Source organism: Halanaerobium saccharolyticum subsp. saccharolyticum DSM 6643 (assembly GCF_000350165.1).
Lineage (GTDB): Bacteria > Bacillota > Halanaerobiia > Halanaerobiales > Halanaerobiaceae > Halanaerobium > Halanaerobium saccharolyticum.
Genome location: NZ_CAUI01000005.1, coordinates 467,158 through 484,490, shown reverse-complemented (window position 1 = coordinate 484,490; position 17,333 = coordinate 467,158). Strand labels below are relative to the sequence as shown.

Annotated in this window: 15 protein-coding genes; all 15 read right to left on the bottom strand. The window is 31.7% G+C overall.

The window, feature by feature from the left end:
* Positions 1–44: 44 nt before the first annotated feature.
* The 15 genes from mch to nagZ all read right to left on the bottom strand — a co-directional run bounded on the left by mch (position 45) and on the right by nagZ (position 17,324).
* Positions 45–1,004, bottom strand: coding sequence for a methenyltetrahydromethanopterin cyclohydrolase (mch, locus tag HSACCH_RS02720; RefSeq protein WP_005487656.1), 960 nt, complete (start codon positions 1,002–1,004; stop codon positions 45–47).
* Positions 989–1,843 (bottom strand): formylmethanofuran dehydrogenase subunit C, encoded by an 855-nt coding sequence (locus HSACCH_RS02715; protein ID WP_005487655.1) that lies wholly within the window; start codon positions 1,841–1,843, stop codon positions 989–991. The genes mch and HSACCH_RS02715 overlap by 16 nt, the downstream gene beginning before the upstream one ends.
* Entirely contained in the window at positions 1,836–2,735 is a 900-nt protein-coding gene (gene fhcD, locus HSACCH_RS02710; protein WP_005487654.1) for a formylmethanofuran--tetrahydromethanopterin N-formyltransferase, read from the bottom strand. The genes HSACCH_RS02715 and fhcD overlap by 8 nt, the downstream gene beginning before the upstream one ends.
* Complete coding sequence (locus tag HSACCH_RS02705; protein ID WP_005487653.1) at positions 2,717–4,393, bottom strand: formylmethanofuran dehydrogenase subunit A; 1,677 nt, start codon at positions 4,391–4,393, stop codon at positions 2,717–2,719. The genes fhcD and HSACCH_RS02705 overlap by 19 nt, the downstream gene beginning before the upstream one ends.
* The gene (locus HSACCH_RS02700; protein WP_005487652.1) at positions 4,386–5,675 is read right to left on the bottom strand and encodes a formylmethanofuran dehydrogenase subunit B; all 1,290 of its coding nucleotides are present in this window, start codon (positions 5,673–5,675) and stop codon (positions 4,386–4,388) included. Before HSACCH_RS02700 ends, HSACCH_RS02705 begins: the two co-directional genes overlap by 8 nt.
* Positions 5,672–6,022: a molybdopterin dinucleotide binding domain-containing protein gene (locus tag HSACCH_RS02695; protein ID WP_005487650.1), complete on the bottom strand. Its 351-nt coding sequence runs from the start codon at positions 6,020–6,022 to the stop codon at positions 5,672–5,674. Before HSACCH_RS02695 ends, HSACCH_RS02700 begins: the two co-directional genes overlap by 4 nt.
* Before the next feature lie 62 nt (positions 6,023–6,084).
* A complete protein-coding gene (locus tag HSACCH_RS02690; RefSeq protein WP_005487648.1) occupies positions 6,085–7,353 on the bottom strand; it encodes an ATP-grasp domain-containing protein in 1,269 nt (422 codons plus the stop codon).
* Entirely contained in the window at positions 7,340–8,197 is an 858-nt protein-coding gene (locus HSACCH_RS02685; protein WP_005487645.1) for an NAD(P)-dependent methylenetetrahydromethanopterin dehydrogenase, read from the bottom strand. The genes HSACCH_RS02690 and HSACCH_RS02685 overlap by 14 nt, the downstream gene beginning before the upstream one ends.
* 90 nt (positions 8,198–8,287) lie before the next feature.
* Positions 8,288–9,775, bottom strand: coding sequence for a DUF2193 domain-containing protein (locus HSACCH_RS02680; protein ID WP_005487644.1), 1,488 nt, complete (start codon positions 9,773–9,775; stop codon positions 8,288–8,290).
* A gap of 426 nt (positions 9,776–10,201) precedes the next feature.
* Positions 10,202–11,194 (bottom strand): beta-ribofuranosylaminobenzene 5'-phosphate synthase family protein, encoded by a 993-nt coding sequence (locus HSACCH_RS02675; RefSeq protein ID WP_407635720.1) that lies wholly within the window; start codon positions 11,192–11,194, stop codon positions 10,202–10,204.
* Positions 11,178–11,756 (bottom strand): DUF447 domain-containing protein, encoded by a 579-nt coding sequence (locus HSACCH_RS02670; protein ID WP_005487636.1) that lies wholly within the window; start codon positions 11,754–11,756, stop codon positions 11,178–11,180. The genes HSACCH_RS02675 and HSACCH_RS02670 overlap by 17 nt, the downstream gene beginning before the upstream one ends.
* Positions 11,746–13,143, bottom strand: coding sequence for a DUF6513 domain-containing protein (locus tag HSACCH_RS02665; RefSeq protein WP_005487635.1), 1,398 nt, complete (start codon positions 13,141–13,143; stop codon positions 11,746–11,748). The genes HSACCH_RS02670 and HSACCH_RS02665 overlap by 11 nt, the downstream gene beginning before the upstream one ends.
* Positions 13,122–14,408 (bottom strand): HisA/HisF-related TIM barrel protein, encoded by a 1,287-nt coding sequence (locus tag HSACCH_RS02660; RefSeq protein ID WP_235043982.1) that lies wholly within the window; start codon positions 14,406–14,408, stop codon positions 13,122–13,124. Before HSACCH_RS02660 ends, HSACCH_RS02665 begins: the two co-directional genes overlap by 22 nt.
* Positions 14,405–16,000 (bottom strand): sigma-54 interaction domain-containing protein, encoded by a 1,596-nt coding sequence (locus tag HSACCH_RS02655; protein WP_005487633.1) that lies wholly within the window; start codon positions 15,998–16,000, stop codon positions 14,405–14,407. Before HSACCH_RS02655 ends, HSACCH_RS02660 begins: the two co-directional genes overlap by 4 nt.
* A 160-nt stretch (positions 16,001–16,160) precedes the next feature.
* Positions 16,161–17,324: a beta-N-acetylhexosaminidase gene (gene nagZ / locus HSACCH_RS02650; protein WP_005487632.1), complete on the bottom strand. Its 1,164-nt coding sequence runs from the start codon at positions 17,322–17,324 to the stop codon at positions 16,161–16,163.
* Between the last annotated feature and the right edge of the window lie 9 nt (positions 17,325–17,333).

The window sequence follows — 17,333 nt, the reverse complement described above, 5'->3', positions numbered from 1 at the left end:
ATTACCCCCTATGCTTTTCAAGTTATTATTTTTTACTTAAAAAATTATTCAAAAAAAGATTTTTTTAGTATTTCATAATTTATTTTACCTGCTTTAAAAGTTTTTCCGCTTTTTCTATTATTAATTATAACACGAGCAGGACTAAAAAGCATTGGATCAATATCATAGAAATTGTTATACCTTTGATAAAGCTTTAAAAAACTTTCTCCATAATCTTTCGAAGCTGAGGCTGGAATATCATCTATTATTTTTTCTATTTCACTGTCTTCGCAGTAAAACTGATAATATGCTGTACCACCATATAAGACTGCATCGTTAGTTCTTCCAATAGCTTTTAAAGTCTCATCAGCAGTTGGTGACACCGGACATATCCCCCAGGCAGACTCTATTTTTTCTAAATCAAAATCTAATTCATGCATTTTATGCATTCCTGTCTCTATAATTCTGGCGCTGATTTGGATCGATCCCACAAGTGATTCGGTAGGTGCTGTTAAAATATAACTATTGCTGCAGGGTGTACACATTTCATCTGCAATGTATTTTGCAGTTTTTTCATCTGGAAGCTGTGAACTTTCTAAAACAATTACTGCTGGAGAATTTCTACTTTCGTGATAATCACTATATTCTTTATATAATTTTTCTTTAGCAGCCAGGATTCTTCCCGGACCAGAAGCCATAGCAAAAAAATCATCTTTTTCAATTTTCCAACCGGCATATTGGGACAACATACAGGCTTCTAAAGGATGATCAATTTCTACTTTTACAGCTGGAATCATATAATCTCCGATTTCATAGTCGATAAAATCAACTTCTCCTAATCCACCTAGACATATCTCTGAGAAAAAAATCCCGGCTCTATACCCCCCTTTAAATTCAACTCCTCCATCAATGACAGTTATCCCATCATTGTAATGAACAGCATCTATATTTAAGAACTCCTTTTCATTGATCATTTCTTTAACCAACATAACTGCATTTTTATTAAGATTTAGTCTTTTTTCCATATTAAAATTTCCCCTTTCCCTAATTCAGTATTATCACCTGTATATCTTTTGTATTCTGAATTTAAAGCTTGATCAGGAATTTTAATTCCATAATCATTTTTAAGATGCCTGAAAGCAATATTCAAAAAATTGGGGAAATAACTTATATTATAACTAAAGGTAGGCAGTAGTTCTAATTCATTAAATAATACAATAGTTCCTCTTTTCATACCAGCCCCTACCCTTTTTCCACATTTACCAAAAACATAAACAGAACCCGCTATCATCTGGGCTCCAAGTAAATCTCCACAGTTACCATTGATTACTATTTCACCTCGACGCATTTTATTAGCTACAAAGTTACCTGCATTACCTCCAATGTGGATAAAACCTCGATTCATTCCTAATTTATCACCTCTAAAAGCAGCTCCTATATAATTGCCAGCATCACCAGATACAGTTATTATACCACCTGTCATTTCTGCTCCCAGCCAGTCACCAGCATTACCTTCAACTTCTATTTGACCACCACTCATTTCAGAACCAAGATGCATGCCAACATCACCTTTAACTCTAATAGTACCAGAATTCATTCCGGCACCTAAATATTTAAAATTAGATAAGTTACCAGCAATTTTAATCTCTTCTGCTGGTTCTCCTTTGATTTCAAAAAAGTCCTGCAGTTGATAAATTACTTTTCCTGCTCTAATTTCAAGCTGTTTTAATTCAGAAAAACTCATATTTTTTATCAGGTCTGGCCTTATATTTTCTACTTCAACTGGAATTTTTCCTATTACTTCATTTCCTTTTTTTATTAAAGCTGGATTTTCTTTTTTTAATTTAAGCTTTAATTTAGTCATCCAGATCACCTCGTAAAATTTCCTTGAGATAAAAGTTTTCTGATCCAAGATCTCCACCATAATTACCTGCTGTAATCTTAATAACTCCATCAACAGCAGCAGCTTTAATTCCCACTTTCATTGCTTCTGCAGTCGCTTCTACACTTAAACCATCGATTACGATTTCTAAGACAGATCCGACTTCTTCTGCTAAATTTGTTTCTGTCTGAGCTTTAATAGTTGGACAATATTTAGTATTTGTAGCAGCATTTAAAAATGAATATTTGGACGTCACCTTACTACCACTACTAACAATTCCCCCTGGGAAAGGCATTACAACCCCTTCAATTTTTCGCATTGCTGCCACGGCTTTTTCTGCAGCATTTAAAGCAGTTTCTGAATTAGATCCAGCAATAATTATATTACCTCCGCCAATACCCTTTTGAATCCCAAAACTTTCTTCTATTAAAAATTCTCCCCCCATTATTGGAATTCTCCAGAATCTGCGGTCATCATATAATTTTGAAATCTGAAATCCATCCCCAAAATAACGTATGTTTCCGCCAACTTTAATCTTTTTATCTGAGTCAAGACCATTAAAACAGGCTGTAGTCGCTGCAGTCATTATTGTCTGACCTATTCTTTTGCGCATTTCTTTTAACAAAGATTTTTCTTTCATAGTAAAAAAGAGCAAACTAACTCCAGGTCTTCCATCTAATGTTTGATCAGAACTTAATTTTTTTTCAATTCCAGCTTCAATACCACATTCAATAATTGAAGTTGCAAATCCTACTGCTTCTCTAGCAGCAATTTCAGCCCATTTTTCGGTTGCTGCTGTCACAATAACCCTTGTTCCATACATGGTAAATGCTTCAGCAAAGGTATCTTCGATTTCTATTCCCTGGTAGTGCATGGAATCACCTCAACTTTATCATAATAATTATCTGTTACTGAATAATTATCTATTGAAATACTATAATATTTCTGAAAATCTTCTCGAATTAATTCTATAATATTTTCATCATAATCTGGTTTAGTGACTAAAGTCCTTCCAATTTCGAGATTATTTAGTAGTTCTCCATCTTTAACAATCATTCTTCCAGACTTAAATACATAAACAGGATGAGCAAAAACTTCGGCAATATCATTGTCAGAAATATTATTATATACTGCTATATCGGCATCAGCCCCAACCCCCAGATGACCTTTGTTTTTCAATCCCAAAGCTTTAGCAGGGCCAGAACGACTGATAACTGCAATATCACTCAAACTATATTCTCTATCCAGTGAAGATAGGTCGGTATATTCATCAAATTTAGCATGTAAATCTGATATATAATCTGCTCTATAACTTTTATTCATCAATAACTTAATAATCCAGGGGTAGGCAGTAAATGGACCAGCATTGGGATGGTCTGTTGTTAAAAACACCTTCCAGGGATCATCAATTTTTAAGAAAAGTTCCATTCCAGTTGCCCATTGAATATCATTGACTAAATTTTTCTTCTTATAATTCATCGGCACAATACCTGATCCAGTTTCCATTTCAACATCTGTATTAACCCATTTATTCCCGGATAATTTATGCAGATTATATTCCAAGATTCCATCTGCAGTCATGGTTGTAGCTTCTCCAAACACCAGCTGTCCAATATCAACTGTTAGTTTTGATTGTTTATTTATTTCTGCTGCGATTTCATCGGTAGCAGTTGCAAATTTTATTTTTGATTCTTCATTTTTTCCATAACTGCTAAATTGAATATGGGTTATATGCAGTCTATAGTCTTCTAATAATCTCATAGTGTTTATTGTCGTTTGATAATTTCCAGCTGAGCCAAGATCATTTGTATGAAGATGGATTGGATGTGGTAATTTAAGATCTGCCGCTGCTTGGGCCAAACCCAGCAATATTTCTTTAGGGCTTAAATCAAAATATGTCCCTTTTTCTTCAATACCTCTCATCCTCTTACCTTCTTTCCAGGCTTCAACTCCACCCGGATTTACAACTTTTAATCCAAAAGCGCCTGTAGCATTTATCAGCCAGCCAAGATAATCTTTTAAAGCCTGCTGATTATTTTCACTGATAAATTTTAAAACAAAATAGTTATTGCCGCTTAGAACTAAAAACCCTTTATCAATATAGGGAAGATCATTAAATTCTTCATGGATATGTTTGGCTTTCATTGGCGGTCCTGCAGCCTCCATTACAGTTGTATAACCCATTAGACTGTAGCGATAACCAGTTACATAACTAGAAGGAACAGTTGAACCAACTCCAGAACGCAGTTTGCCTTTGCGGGCAACATTATCGCGTCTGTGGTCTTCAGGTCTTAAAACACGGCCGGAGTTCACTTTTGGTCCTGCTATATGAGAATGAATATCGACTCCACCAGCCATTACAATTTTCCCGTCTAAATCTATCTCTTCTAAGTCATTATTTTCCTTTAATTCTTTTAAAACTGATTTCTTAGGTTCAGCAACTATTTTCTCATCTTGAATCCAGATATCTTCTTTAACCCCATCTTTATTATTAGTTGGATCATAAATTAAAGCATTTTTAAGTCTAAGCATTTTCAATCAGCTCCCCTATTTCAGCCACTGCTTCTTGATCATTAGGCCATTCATCTTCAAGAAATGCTCTTAAATGAAGTGGAACATGATCCATTCTATAAACTGTTCCAGAAGCAGTAATTCCTTTTAAAGCAGAGGGTATAACTACATCTGCAAAATCACTTGTAAAATTCCAGTGCGGATCAAGGATAATAGTTGGTATGTCCTTTAAATGCGCAGCTGCTTTTTTGGGTAAATTCCCCACAGGATCTGAGGCAATAATAAAGGCAGCATCTACTTCTTTATTTGCTAATAAGTCTACTGCTGTATATTCTCCAGGATTATAACGAGGATAAGCTTTACTGAAATTAACTGCAAAAGGATATCCGGTCTGCCAGGCCATAGTTATTTCACTACCAGCTACATTACCGTGACCACGCATCGGCATCATGACAAATCTTCTCTGCTGATCATTGTTTAAGTCTCTAATCAAGCTCATTGCTGCCCAGGTGTTCATATATTTAGCGCCTGTCATTGTTAAACCCATACCATAAAATATACTCCCATAATTTGCACTTTTTAATTTTTCGGCAGCTGCTTCTATTTCTGCTAGATCCAAACCAGCTATTTTACCATTTTTGCTTTCTGGTTCTTTCCCATTGATAATCAGTCTTAAAGCCATTAATAATTCGAAATCTTTACCGGGTTCAACTCTAATAAATTGATCAGCCATTTTGGCAGTTGGAGTTTTACGAACATCAAAAACAATTACCTCTCGATCAGAACGAGATTTTTTAAAGAGACCTTCAGCAAGCATCGTATATCTTTTAGAATGATTCGGGTGTGCTTCGACAGGATTTGCTCCCCAGAAAACCATTAAATCTGATCTATTTTTTATTTCACCTAAAGTTGCTGTTACCATACCTACAAGCTGTTTGGCCATTGTTCCCGGCCCATGACAAACTGAAGAAGTGCTGTCAATATTTGCCCCTGTTAATTCGGCCAACTTAACTGCATTTTTTTGAGCCTCAGCTGTAGTACTGCTTAAACCATAAATTAATGGGTTTTTACTGTTTTTTAAAATCTCAGCTGCTTTTTCTATTACTTTTTGATAAGTACTTTCTTGTCCATTAATCATTGGTACTGTTCTATCTTTTAAAGCATGCTCATATTTTTTCCTGGAAATGGCACAGGCATTTTTTAATTCTTCAATTTTATTATCTTTTACTTTGACCTCAATATTATCACAGAGTGCGCCACAAAAAGTACATGTTATATTCTTAAAAGTTTTTAATTCTGTCAATTAGTCTGCGCCTCCTTTCTAATTAATCTAACCACATTACTTTTAGAGTTAGGCATTCCGGTACCACCTGTATCAGTTCCAATCAAAGTATTAGCAGTGGGACCATATGGCATAAAAACAATGTCTTCTTCTAAATCAGCTGCTTTACATTTTACTTCGATACTGCCAGCCTCACTTTTTAAAATAACAGCTTCTCCTTCTTCAATATTCAATCTATCAAGTACGTTTTGACTGACTTCTACATAAGAAGTTTCTTTTTTATAATTATCACTTTTTTTACCAGAGACTGAAGCCATTCCCTGTTTTATTGTTCTACCTGTTATTAAAATAAAAGTATTATCAGACAAATTCAACCCTCCCCCTCTCATTTTAATCGCCTATAACTGCTGATATGTGCTATAACTATTATTTAACTTTGTTCTTTAAAATATTTTCCAAACTCAGAAAAAAGCAAATTCTTTATTTCCAGATAGCAATTTTTATTTTTAGTTTTAATAATTAGAGTAAAAACAGGATCGCCTTTATCAAATTTTTCTCCTTTTATCGGTAAATCCTTAATTTCAATCTTAGAATCAATAAAATTATTAGCTATTTTGTTATTTTTAATTCTTTGAAATATTTTTCTAAGATCATGCTTTAGTTTAAAATTTTGCTCAGCATAATAAATTAATTTTGTAGAAAAAGCAAAATCTTTTTGTAAATATTTTATCAAATAATCATTGGCTACTTCATTTTTTAAATATATTTTAAGAAAATCTTCTTGAAAAAATGGAATTAAAAGTTCTACTGCTGCTGTAAACCGAGGGTTTAACTCTATAAAAAATATTCCCTGATTATTTTTTATATAATCAATTCCATTAATCCCCTGCAGTGAATATCTGCTGGTGATATTTTTAATAAATTTTTCTATAATTTCTATTTCTTTTTTTTCTTCTTTTATTAAAATATTACCTGCATATTTAAAACTTTTTTTCAAATATGGATTAACTTCAGCTGCTTTTAGTTCTCTTGTAAAAGCCATTATTTCAGCATTTTCGCCATCAGCTGCAAATTGACAGGACCTATTTTCTCCTTCAATAAATTCTTCCAGATAAAAATCATCTTTTTTCTTAGTGAAAATATCTTTAAATTTTTTTTCTTTATTTTTCAGTTCTTTAATTGTTTTTATCTCTAAGCCGCCACCACTATGATAAGGCTTGATCAAAAAATCATTTTTTGCTTGCCTCTGAAAATTAATTATTTTTTTGTGACTTAAAAACAACTCAGGGGTCTTAAAGCCAAAATTTTCAGCTATTTGAAATAAATTTTTCAGACTTTCTTTTTTATTTAATTTAGAAATAACTGCTGCTGAATTACCCCTGAGTTTTAGATTTTCAAATTGTTCTAATTTATAAAGCAGTTCTGGATGATTATCCCAGTCAGAACCATAAATCAAATAATAATTTTGATTTTTATTTTGAACCAAAAATTTTTTTATTGCTTTATATAATTCTTCTGTTTTAAAAACCAGCTTTTTTTCTTTTAAAGAAAATGAATAGTCAACAATTTCTTTTAAATCAAGGTCTCCAAAAAAATCAAAGCAATATATATTTAGATTTTTAAAAGTTGAAAAACATTCTGCTGCTGCTCTGCTGGAAAAAGATGTTATAATTAAATTTGTGTTTTTACAGTTTTTCATTTAATTTATAGACTTCCACAGCATTTAAAATTTTATCATTACTCTTAAATAATTCAGCAACAGCTTTTTTATGCAGTTTCATTTTTAAGCCCCCAATACCTAAGGCACCAAAAATCTTTACTCCATCTAGTGTTTCGCCATCAGCATTAGGCTCTATTCCTTCTATTCCAGCAGGGCTAACTGCATTGATATCAGCCATAACTTTTATGTTTTCTTCATTTTCCCACATATCTTTACTGATAAAATTAATCCCTGGAGGTCCTGCAGATAAAATAACTTCTTTATTTTTCATAGCTTTTATAAAATCTTGATCAGTGTTTGCTTCCACTCCTTTAATATTTTCAAGAGCATATTCTTCCATAATCATTTCAGCTTTTCTATCAGCTTTTTCCTGGCTGCGGGAAGTGATAGTTACTGAAGCTCCTTCCATTGCAAAAAGTGCTGCTGCTCTAACACCAACCGGACCAGTACCTGCTAAAATTAAAACCTCAGTCCCTTCTAAACTAATTTCTCTTTTCACTTTTAGAACTGAAGCTGCAGCAGTAGTATTTGAGCCGTTAGAATCTAAAAGTACAGAAACTCTAAAATTAGCGAAAAAAACATCTTCTACTGCTTTCAAAATTTCTTCACCTTTTTCAACATCAGACCCCCCAACGAAAACTGCTGTGTTTTTCATTTTCTTAGGTGAGCGGGTAAAAATAGCTCCATAAATTATATCTTCTACTTCTTCTTTTGTAATTCCCGAATGAATTATTAATTTATCTGCTCCAGCATCATAAGCAACTACCTGATCAAAGGTGCTGGCTCTTTTATCAGTATCTAACTGAATTAATAATTTTTTCATTTTTACACCCCTATATAATTTGTGAAGACAGTGGAAAAAACCACTGTCTTCAACAAACATTTATTTAATTAGATCCTTATTTCTGTTTAACTAAACAGTGTCTTTCCAGTTACAGTGCTTATGCTTTTTAACATACATACATACTGCACAGTCTTTACAGTAACGTGCTGGTGCCACTACTGAACCAGGGTCTAGAGCAATAATGTTAGTCATTAAAGTAGCAGTAACTGGTTCACTTGTCAATAGACATGGGAAGTCAGCAAGACGCATTAAGGATGAGAACTTAACAGAAATTGAACAAGCAGGATAAGCATAATCCTGTGTATTCTGCAGTACATAACTATTTTTGATAGGACCAAAATCAACATCTATACCCTTAACTTTACAGCCAGCACCTATTGGCTCATCATCAATTATCTTATCACCACGGTGTATCATATCCATAAAATCAACGTTATGCAGTTCTGCTGCCTGGCCTCTAGCAGGATTTAAGTTAACATAGTTATGGAATCTCTTAGTTAGAAGATCTATAATCATTGGCGCTGTAAATCCTTCGTCCCACAACATTGAACTAACTGCTGCTGCAGTAGAGCCTGTTGCAACACTTAAAATATCATAGAGACTGTCATAACCTTTATCTAGTCCTCTTTCTAATGTGTTTTTCATAACATGAGAAACAACTTCTACAATTTCCATGTTAACATCATCTTTAAGCATGTTAAATGTTGACTGAGCGATGTGGTGTCCAACATCACCAACACAGTAAGCAGGAACTACAACTATATTTCCAGGATGAACTCCAGCTTCTTTTGCAGCCAGAACAAATGGTTTCATCCATTCTTTATAACGCTTCATGTACTCTCTACAATCAAATGAGTCCATACCAGCATCTTCCATTAATTTAACCTGTGCATCTACAGGAGTATCATAAAGCATCTGCATAGTTTTTACTTCTGCTTCTGCTGCTTCTGCTGCAGTTTTACCTGCTTCAACAGCTTCGGTAAAGGCTCCACCAATACCATAAGAGGTATTCATTCCCCAGGATTTAGCTGCAAGTAAAGTCTTCTTATAGTCGCCATCAATATCAGTATTTTTAAGTACTTCATTAACAACATTACTAACTGAGCCAGGACTGAAAGCAAAGTCTACTACACAAGTTGGTCCATACATTCCGCCATATCTGCGCATTGATTCTCTAGCAATTAATGCTTCATCATTCTTTAACTGCTCCATGAACTTTTCTGCTGCTTTGCGGAATTCTGGATCTTCTTCATATAAAATTTCTAGAATTGGAGGTGTTTGATAATGCTCTACAAAAGGATCATCTTTAGGAGCAATTGTATCTGTCAGGTCTTTAAGTATTTCATAATGAGCTTTCACAGACTCAACATGGAGGTCTATAACTTCTTTTGACTGGCCTTCAATAGCTTTCATGTTTTTAACTGCATCTACATAAGGCTTAGCATCACTAATCTTAAACTTTTTACCTCTTTTTTCTTTAAATACACCAACATCAGCCATTTGAGCCGCTACTGCCTCATCAATCATTTTCTTAGCAATTTTTTTATTAGCTGCCATAAAACATCCTCCTTTTAGATTATAAAATAATTAATTGTTTAAATTTTCTCTTAATTCTGATTTTACAAAGCCCAAAATTTAATACTCTAAGAAACCACTCCCCCTTTCTTTGAATATTATTAAATAAGAAAACAAGAAAAAATGGAGACATAAACATAATTCTAATCCATAAATTTTTAAAAATTTTATTAAATAAACATTTTAAAAACAGCCTTAATTAATAAAGCTGTATATTTTTACTGCAAAAATTAAGATATGCTTTATCTCCATCTATATAGAATGCATAAACCATACCAAAAACAACTTATGCTTAAAATTTATTCAAGCCTGTTATAACAATGATATTTAGCGTTATATATTGTGAATATTTTTATTATTAAAATAACTTTTAAAAATTATGTTTAATTTTAATACAGTGTTTAGATTTTATACAATATTATTTATTTCAGCACCTTTGTTTGCAGCTTTAGTTAAATATATTTTTTCAATTTTATTTGAAAATTCATCCACTAATTTTTCTTTTATTTGAAGCGCTTTATAATCATTTTTTACCAATCCATATAATGCAGGTCCCCAGGAACTCTGACCTCTAGCTAATACCCCATTCTCAACCATGAAATCTATAATTTCTTGAGCATAGATTGAGCTATATTTCCCTCCTTGACTTTTAGAAAAATAATCTGCAGCATTATCTTCAATTATATTTAAATGACTGCTAAACTCATTTATATTCTTTTCTTCTATAGCAGGCAGCATCCCCATAATTAAATGATGAGAATTTTCAGCACATTTTTCTACTGACATTCGCTCAATTTTATTAAAAGTCTTTATTTCCTTTTTACCGGCCATTTTATCTTTTTGAGTAACTGGAATCACTATTAAAAATGTCCAATCAGAAGGTATAGTTTTACGATAAACTATAGGAGGTAAATAATCATCATTATTTTTTTCTGAAATTGGTCTACCTGCATCAACTATAAATCCACCTTGATAAAAAGCACCAAAGCCAATTGCTGAACGGCTGTGTTTGCGATCTACTATCTCAGCAAGTTCTTTTGGCTCCATATTTAAATTATAGAGCCTATTTATTCCTTCAGCTACTGCCAAGCCAAATTGAGTTCCTGAACCAAGTCCATTATGTGCAGGAAGAAGTTTTTCGATTTTTATCTTAACTCCATAATCTTTAGCTATTAATTTTCTCTGCTTCAGCTTATTTAAAAATTTTACTATTATAATTTTATTTTTCTCACTTTTAAAACCTTCAACTTTAATTTCATCGCTTTTTTCCAGTTTAATTAATGTATATGGTTTTTTAATTGCTGCTCCTGTACCTCCATACACTCTTCCCAAAGCTCCATTAAGATCTAACTGTCCAAAATGTATTCTAGCTGGAGTTTTAACTTCAATCAAGATTATCACTCCTATTATTGAAATTATTATTTTCTAATTGCTTTTCTAGAAAAGCTAATGTTTTTTCTGTGTTTGTGTTTCCTGTTTTAATAATTACTCTTTTATTATCATTTAAAAAATTAATTAAATCACTTTTATCTTTTGTGATCCCTATTCTAGATCCAATAACTGCGGCTTCCAGCAGCAAATTGTTAGCTCGATTAAATCCTATATATTTTCTATTTTCTTTTTTTGTTAATATTTTTACTTCAACTTGATATTTTTCTCCACAATCTTTAATTTCTAATACTTTAAACTGATAATAGCTGCAGCAGTCACTTAAATAATATAAGTCATTTTCTTTAAGTTTAGAAATATCCATTTTTTCTGAACTTAAAGCAGCTTTGATCAAATATTCGGCTTTATCAACTATATTGATTATTCCATAATCTTTTATTTCTAAGTTTAAAACAGTATTGCTTTTTTTATAAAGATTAAATATCGCTCTGCTTTTAGAAAATTCAACTCCAACTGCTGAAAAATTAATCTTACCATTTGAGTTAACTGTTGTTATTACTGTTTCAATTATCATTATTTTGCTCCTTAAAATTAGAATTTAAATAACCCCAGTTAAGTTCATCTTCCTGTCGGTAATTTTTAGATAAATTTAAAGCAGTGTATGCTTTCTGAAGTTCTTTACCAAGATAAAAAGCATGAGATGCATCTTCAGCATTTTTTAGCTTAGAAAATAGTTCTCCAATATTTTTACCTCTATAATTTTCATGAGCATTAAAAATATTAATTGCTTCTCCATCATTTAAAATTCTATAATTGCTGTCTGTAATTGATTCTTTAATTTCTTTAACCTCTTCTCTACTGTAATTTCTATCTTTTCTATCTTTGAGACTAAGCAGTAGATTAGATAAATTATTAGGAAGACTATTTTCCTGATCAGCATAAGAAATAATCTTAAGGGCCAGATCTAATTCTTTAACTGCACCTCGAGTTTTAAAAGAGGCTTCAGTTGTTAAAAGATATTTAATATCTAACTCTACTGCCAAAGCTGCAGCTAAAAAATTTAAGCCAGTGCTATCACAATCACTTAACTCAATTAAGTTACCAACCCCCATCATCATATCTTGCTTATTATTTTTATCTTCAGCTAATTTTAAATATCTAAAAAGAGATTGACTGAAGCCGAAATTTACCGGGTCAAGTATCGGATCTACTATATAATTATTTAATCCCCTTTTTTCTACTTCTTTAATATTTTTAAATAAAGAATTTAAATTTCCCTGCTCAGGATCTGGAATAATTACCGGTAAGTAACTAACTTCGTAATCTAAAGCTTCAATATTATGACTATTTATACTTAATAAATAATCAATACCCATTTTAGAAGCTCTAATTATTTCATCCTGATTAAAAGTATCTATACTAAGCTTATAATCTCTTGTTTTTAGAGAATAAATTACTTCTTCTAGATGAGGAAACTCCCGCCCATTTACACATCCAAGATCAATTATATCCGCTCCACTCTGATGATAATAGTCGGCAATTTTTATTATTTCATTTAAATCCAATAAAGCGGCTTCATTAATTTCAGCAATAATTTTATGGCCTCTTTTTTCTTGACTAAAATCTATTTTAGCCTCTTTTTTGCCAAAAAACTCTGGTAGATCAATAATTTCTTCCGGACCTTTAGTAAATTTTAGTTTATTATTCTTAATTGCTGTCTTTACTTTTTCTATTTCAGCCTGAGAACGACCAGGTAAAATTATTTCTAATTCAGAATTATTATCTAAATTAATGATTTCAGATTTTTTTAAATTTCTAATAATAAATTCACTATCCATTAACGCAGCCACTGTGATTGGCATTTTTAAAATTTGATAGTCAAAATTTAAATTTAATCTGGATAATGTTTTTTTTAAAGATGGATAAGCAAGCTTGCCTGTTATAAATATTCTTTTAAGCATGATTCCACCTCTTCTGGCTTCGAAATTACAATTGTATCAGCCATTTGTGATAATTTTTCTGTGTTTTTTAAATCAATTTCTCTTGGAAAAACATCAACTTCTTTATCAGGAGCAGCTGAGACAAGATTCTCGTCTATGTCAGTTGGTAAAATTACCACTGGCAGCTTTGATTTACCAGCATGAGCAAATAAGTTGCTAACCAAAGTATCAGAAATTCCCAATACAAATTTAGCAGCTGTGTTTGAAGTTGTTGGTGCAGATATTAATAAATCATAATATCCCTTATAAATTCTCCCAATAACGGGAGAACTTGCAGAGTTATCTCTATGAATTTCACAGTTTAAACTCTCTAAACGATGGTAATATTTATAGATTTTTAAAACCTCAAAAGCGGCTTTACTTAAGTAGATATCAATTTTCAATTTTTTATGTTCTGCCAAAATTTTTTCTATCTCGCTGATACTTTCCTCAAGCAAATGACCAGCCCCAGTAATACACCAAGCAGCTTGATATAATACATCATCATTTTCAATTAAAGCAACTTCTCTTTTCCCAATTGAGCCATTATGAAAAGCTGAAGCAATTAACACTCCGGAAAATTTCATTCTTTTTAATTCTTTAATATCTCTATAATCTTTAACTCCTCCACCTGTAATAAAATTCAGCTTAGGAAAATTTAATTTAAGTTCTTTTATATATTTTGAAATGCCAGCAGCAGTCCCAACAGTGGCTAAATCGAGTATAATAAAGTTTTCTATACCAAAGTTAGTTAACTCACTTATAATATCTTCTAAATTTTTATCCTGCCACTGTTTAATATTATGAATTAAATTTCCTGCTTTTAAATCTATACTAATTATAATTCTAGAATTAAATTCTTCTAGCTCTTTTAAAAAAGAAAAACTGGCAGCTGTTTCCGTAGCTATAACTGCATAGTCTAAAAAATCTTTTAAATAAGGTATTGGAGAGTTATTTTCAGCAAAAGCAGCATCCAGAATTATTTCTAAGTCAGGATATTGCTCTTTAATTTCTTTGACATCTTCTAAATTACTTCCATTACCTAAAATTGCATCTAAATCAGCTATATAGATTTTTCTAATTCCCAACTTCTTATAAAAAACAGCAGCAACTTCGAGTGGGCTCTTCTCATCTTTAGCCAAAATTCTACTTTCAACCTCTTTATATTTATTTCTTTTGCCAGCCACTGCCCTTACCACAATTGAATTTTTAATATCGATTACTGCAATTGCATCCAAATTTTTCACTCCCTTTCTATATTATATTTATTAAGTTTATTATATAAAGTCGCACGACTGATATTTAAGATTTCTGCTGCTTTTGAAATATTATTATTACTTTTCTTTAAAGCATTTAACACAGCAGCTCTTTCTGCAGCTTCAAGACTCATAATTTTTACTTTTTCTTGCTCAGGATTTTGATATTTTTTTAATTCTTTAGGAAGGTGTTCAGGTTTTATTACTTCATCATCTAAAGCAAACGTAATAATTCCTTCGATCATATTTTCTATTTCTCTTACATTACCAGGCCAATCATATTCTAAAAAATATTTTTTACTTTCTGCTGCAACCTTTTTAACAGGAATTCCAAATTTTTGACAGTGGATTTTTATAAAATTATTTACCAAAAGCATAATGTCATCCTGTCTATCCTTTAAGTTAGGAATTGGAATCCTAATAACATTAAGCCGATAATATAAATCTTCTCTAAATTCTCCTTTTTTAACTTTATCAATTAATCTTGATTTTGATGCAGTAATTATTCTGACATCTATCGGCAGGGCATGTGTACCACCAATTCTTGTAACTTCTCTTTCCTGAATAACTCTTAATAAATTTTGCTGAGCTGAAAGTGTCATTTCTTCTATTTCATCTAAAAAAATTGTACCTCCATTTGCCAACTCAAATTTACCTGGCCGCCCTCCTCTTCTAGCTCCAGTAAATGCACCTTCTTCATAACCAAAAAATTCACTTTCAACCAGATCTTTTGGAACTGCTCCAACATTTACTGCTACAAAAGGACTGTTTTGGCGATGATTATAATTATGAATTGCCTGAGCAAACATTTCTTTACCAGTACCACTTTCTCCAACCAGCATTACAGTTGAATCATTTCTGGCAGCAATTTGTGAAACTTCTATTGCTTTCTTCATATTTTCAGAATTAGTTATAATATCAGCAAAAGAATACCGTGCTTTTGAACCTGTATTAGGAGCAGCTTTATCATTTTTATTTTTAAGTATTTTTTCTGCCGGTATTTTATCTGTTAAAGCAAAAGCAAATAGCTTAACTATCATTTCCAATAAATTATTATCAAATTGATCTGTATAAAAGGCAGCAATACAACCCTTCAAATTATCATATTCGTCTAAAATAGGATAGGCTGTAGAATTATATGCTGTTAGATATTTAAAATAATGTTCTTTTGTTTTGACTGTAGCTGGCTGTTTAGAATAAAGCGTTAAGCCTGCTGCGTTGGTTCCTAAATAAAATTCACTAAAGTTTTGGCCTTTTTTTAAATTAATAAAATCATTTAAATGGTTTTTTGCAGAAAGAACATAACCTTCTTTATCAGTAATAAAAAATACTGAAGAAACTCCAATTAAATTTTTTCTAAATTCGGAAAAAACCAAGTCAAACTTATCTTTTATATCTCGGTTTTTATTTATCCTTTTTTCAAGTTCTTTTCTATTTAACAATACTTTATTTACAAAATTATCAGTTATCAAACCATAGTTGCTGCTTCTATTCCATGATTCTTTGATCACTTCTCTCAGAGGAGTATATTTTCGATCAATATTTGTCAAAAGACTTTTAAAATCAGAATTATCTACTGGCATCGAATACTCCTTCCCTAACTATATTTATATTATGCTATATATATAATTCTCTAAATATAAATTTTGTCCTTCTTAAAAAGAAAAAACTCCACAAATAAGTGGAGTTTAAATCTAATATATATGATGACCGGACAGATGTCCTGGCATTATATAATGTTGATTAAAATATATTAATTCTTTTTCCTTTAAGTTTAATAATCCTTTTAAGAGATTCTTCAATCCTTTTTTCACTGATTATTCCATTTTTTACAGCTGCTATCACTGCTTTTATTGCTTTTTTCTGTTTATCATAACTGTGCGAAATTAAAACTATATCACTTCCAGCTTCAATGGTCTTAACTGCTGCTGCAGCTGTACCAAAAAAATTTGTAATTGCTCCCATTTCCAGATCGTCAGTAATAATTACGCCCTCAAAATTTAGCTCTTCTCGCAGTAAATTATTTAAAACTGCTTTTGATAAAGTCGCGGGCATCCCTGCTTCCGGTTCAATATCCGAAAAATAAATATGGGCAACCATAATACTATCAACACCAGCTTCTATGGCTTTTTTAAAAGGATATAATTCAATTTGATCAAGTCTTTCCTTGTCATGATTAATAACTGGAAGCTCAAAATGAGAATCTACTGCTGTATCTCCATGACCTGGAAAATGTTTGGCAGTTGCAACAACACCCTGTTCTTGTAAGCCTTCTATATATGCAACTCCCATTTCTGCAACTAATTCGGGGTCAGCTCCAAAGGATCTACTGCCGATAACAGGATTAGATGGATTATTATTTACATCCAGTACAGGTGCTAAATTAACATTAATTCCAAGCTCTTTTAACTCTTTGGCTGTAACTGCAGCTGCTTTTCTGCTTAGTTCTTTATCTCCCGTGGCTCCAATTTCTATATTTGCAGGAAAATATGTTAAATCTTTAATCCTTCTAACTTTTCCGCCTTCTTGATCAACTGATATAAAAAGTGGGATACCAGCACCATTATTTAAAGCTAATTCCTGTAAATTTTTAGATAAAATTGATGTCTGCTCTAAATTTTCGATGTTTCTGCTGAAATATATTACCCCACCTATGTGATAATTTTTTATAAGATCTTCAATTTCTTTGTCGATCGTTTTTGAATGAAATCCTACTTGAAATAATTGACCTACTTTTTCTGCAAGAGACATATTTTTTAGTTTATAATCTATTAAATAATCCCCTCCAGATTCTAAAAGTTTATAAAGATTGAAATTTGATTGATGATTATTGGCTGCAGTAGTAGTAATTGGATATGAAATCACTAATAATAAAGATATTAAAACTATAAAGATTTGTTTTTTCATCTGTTCCCT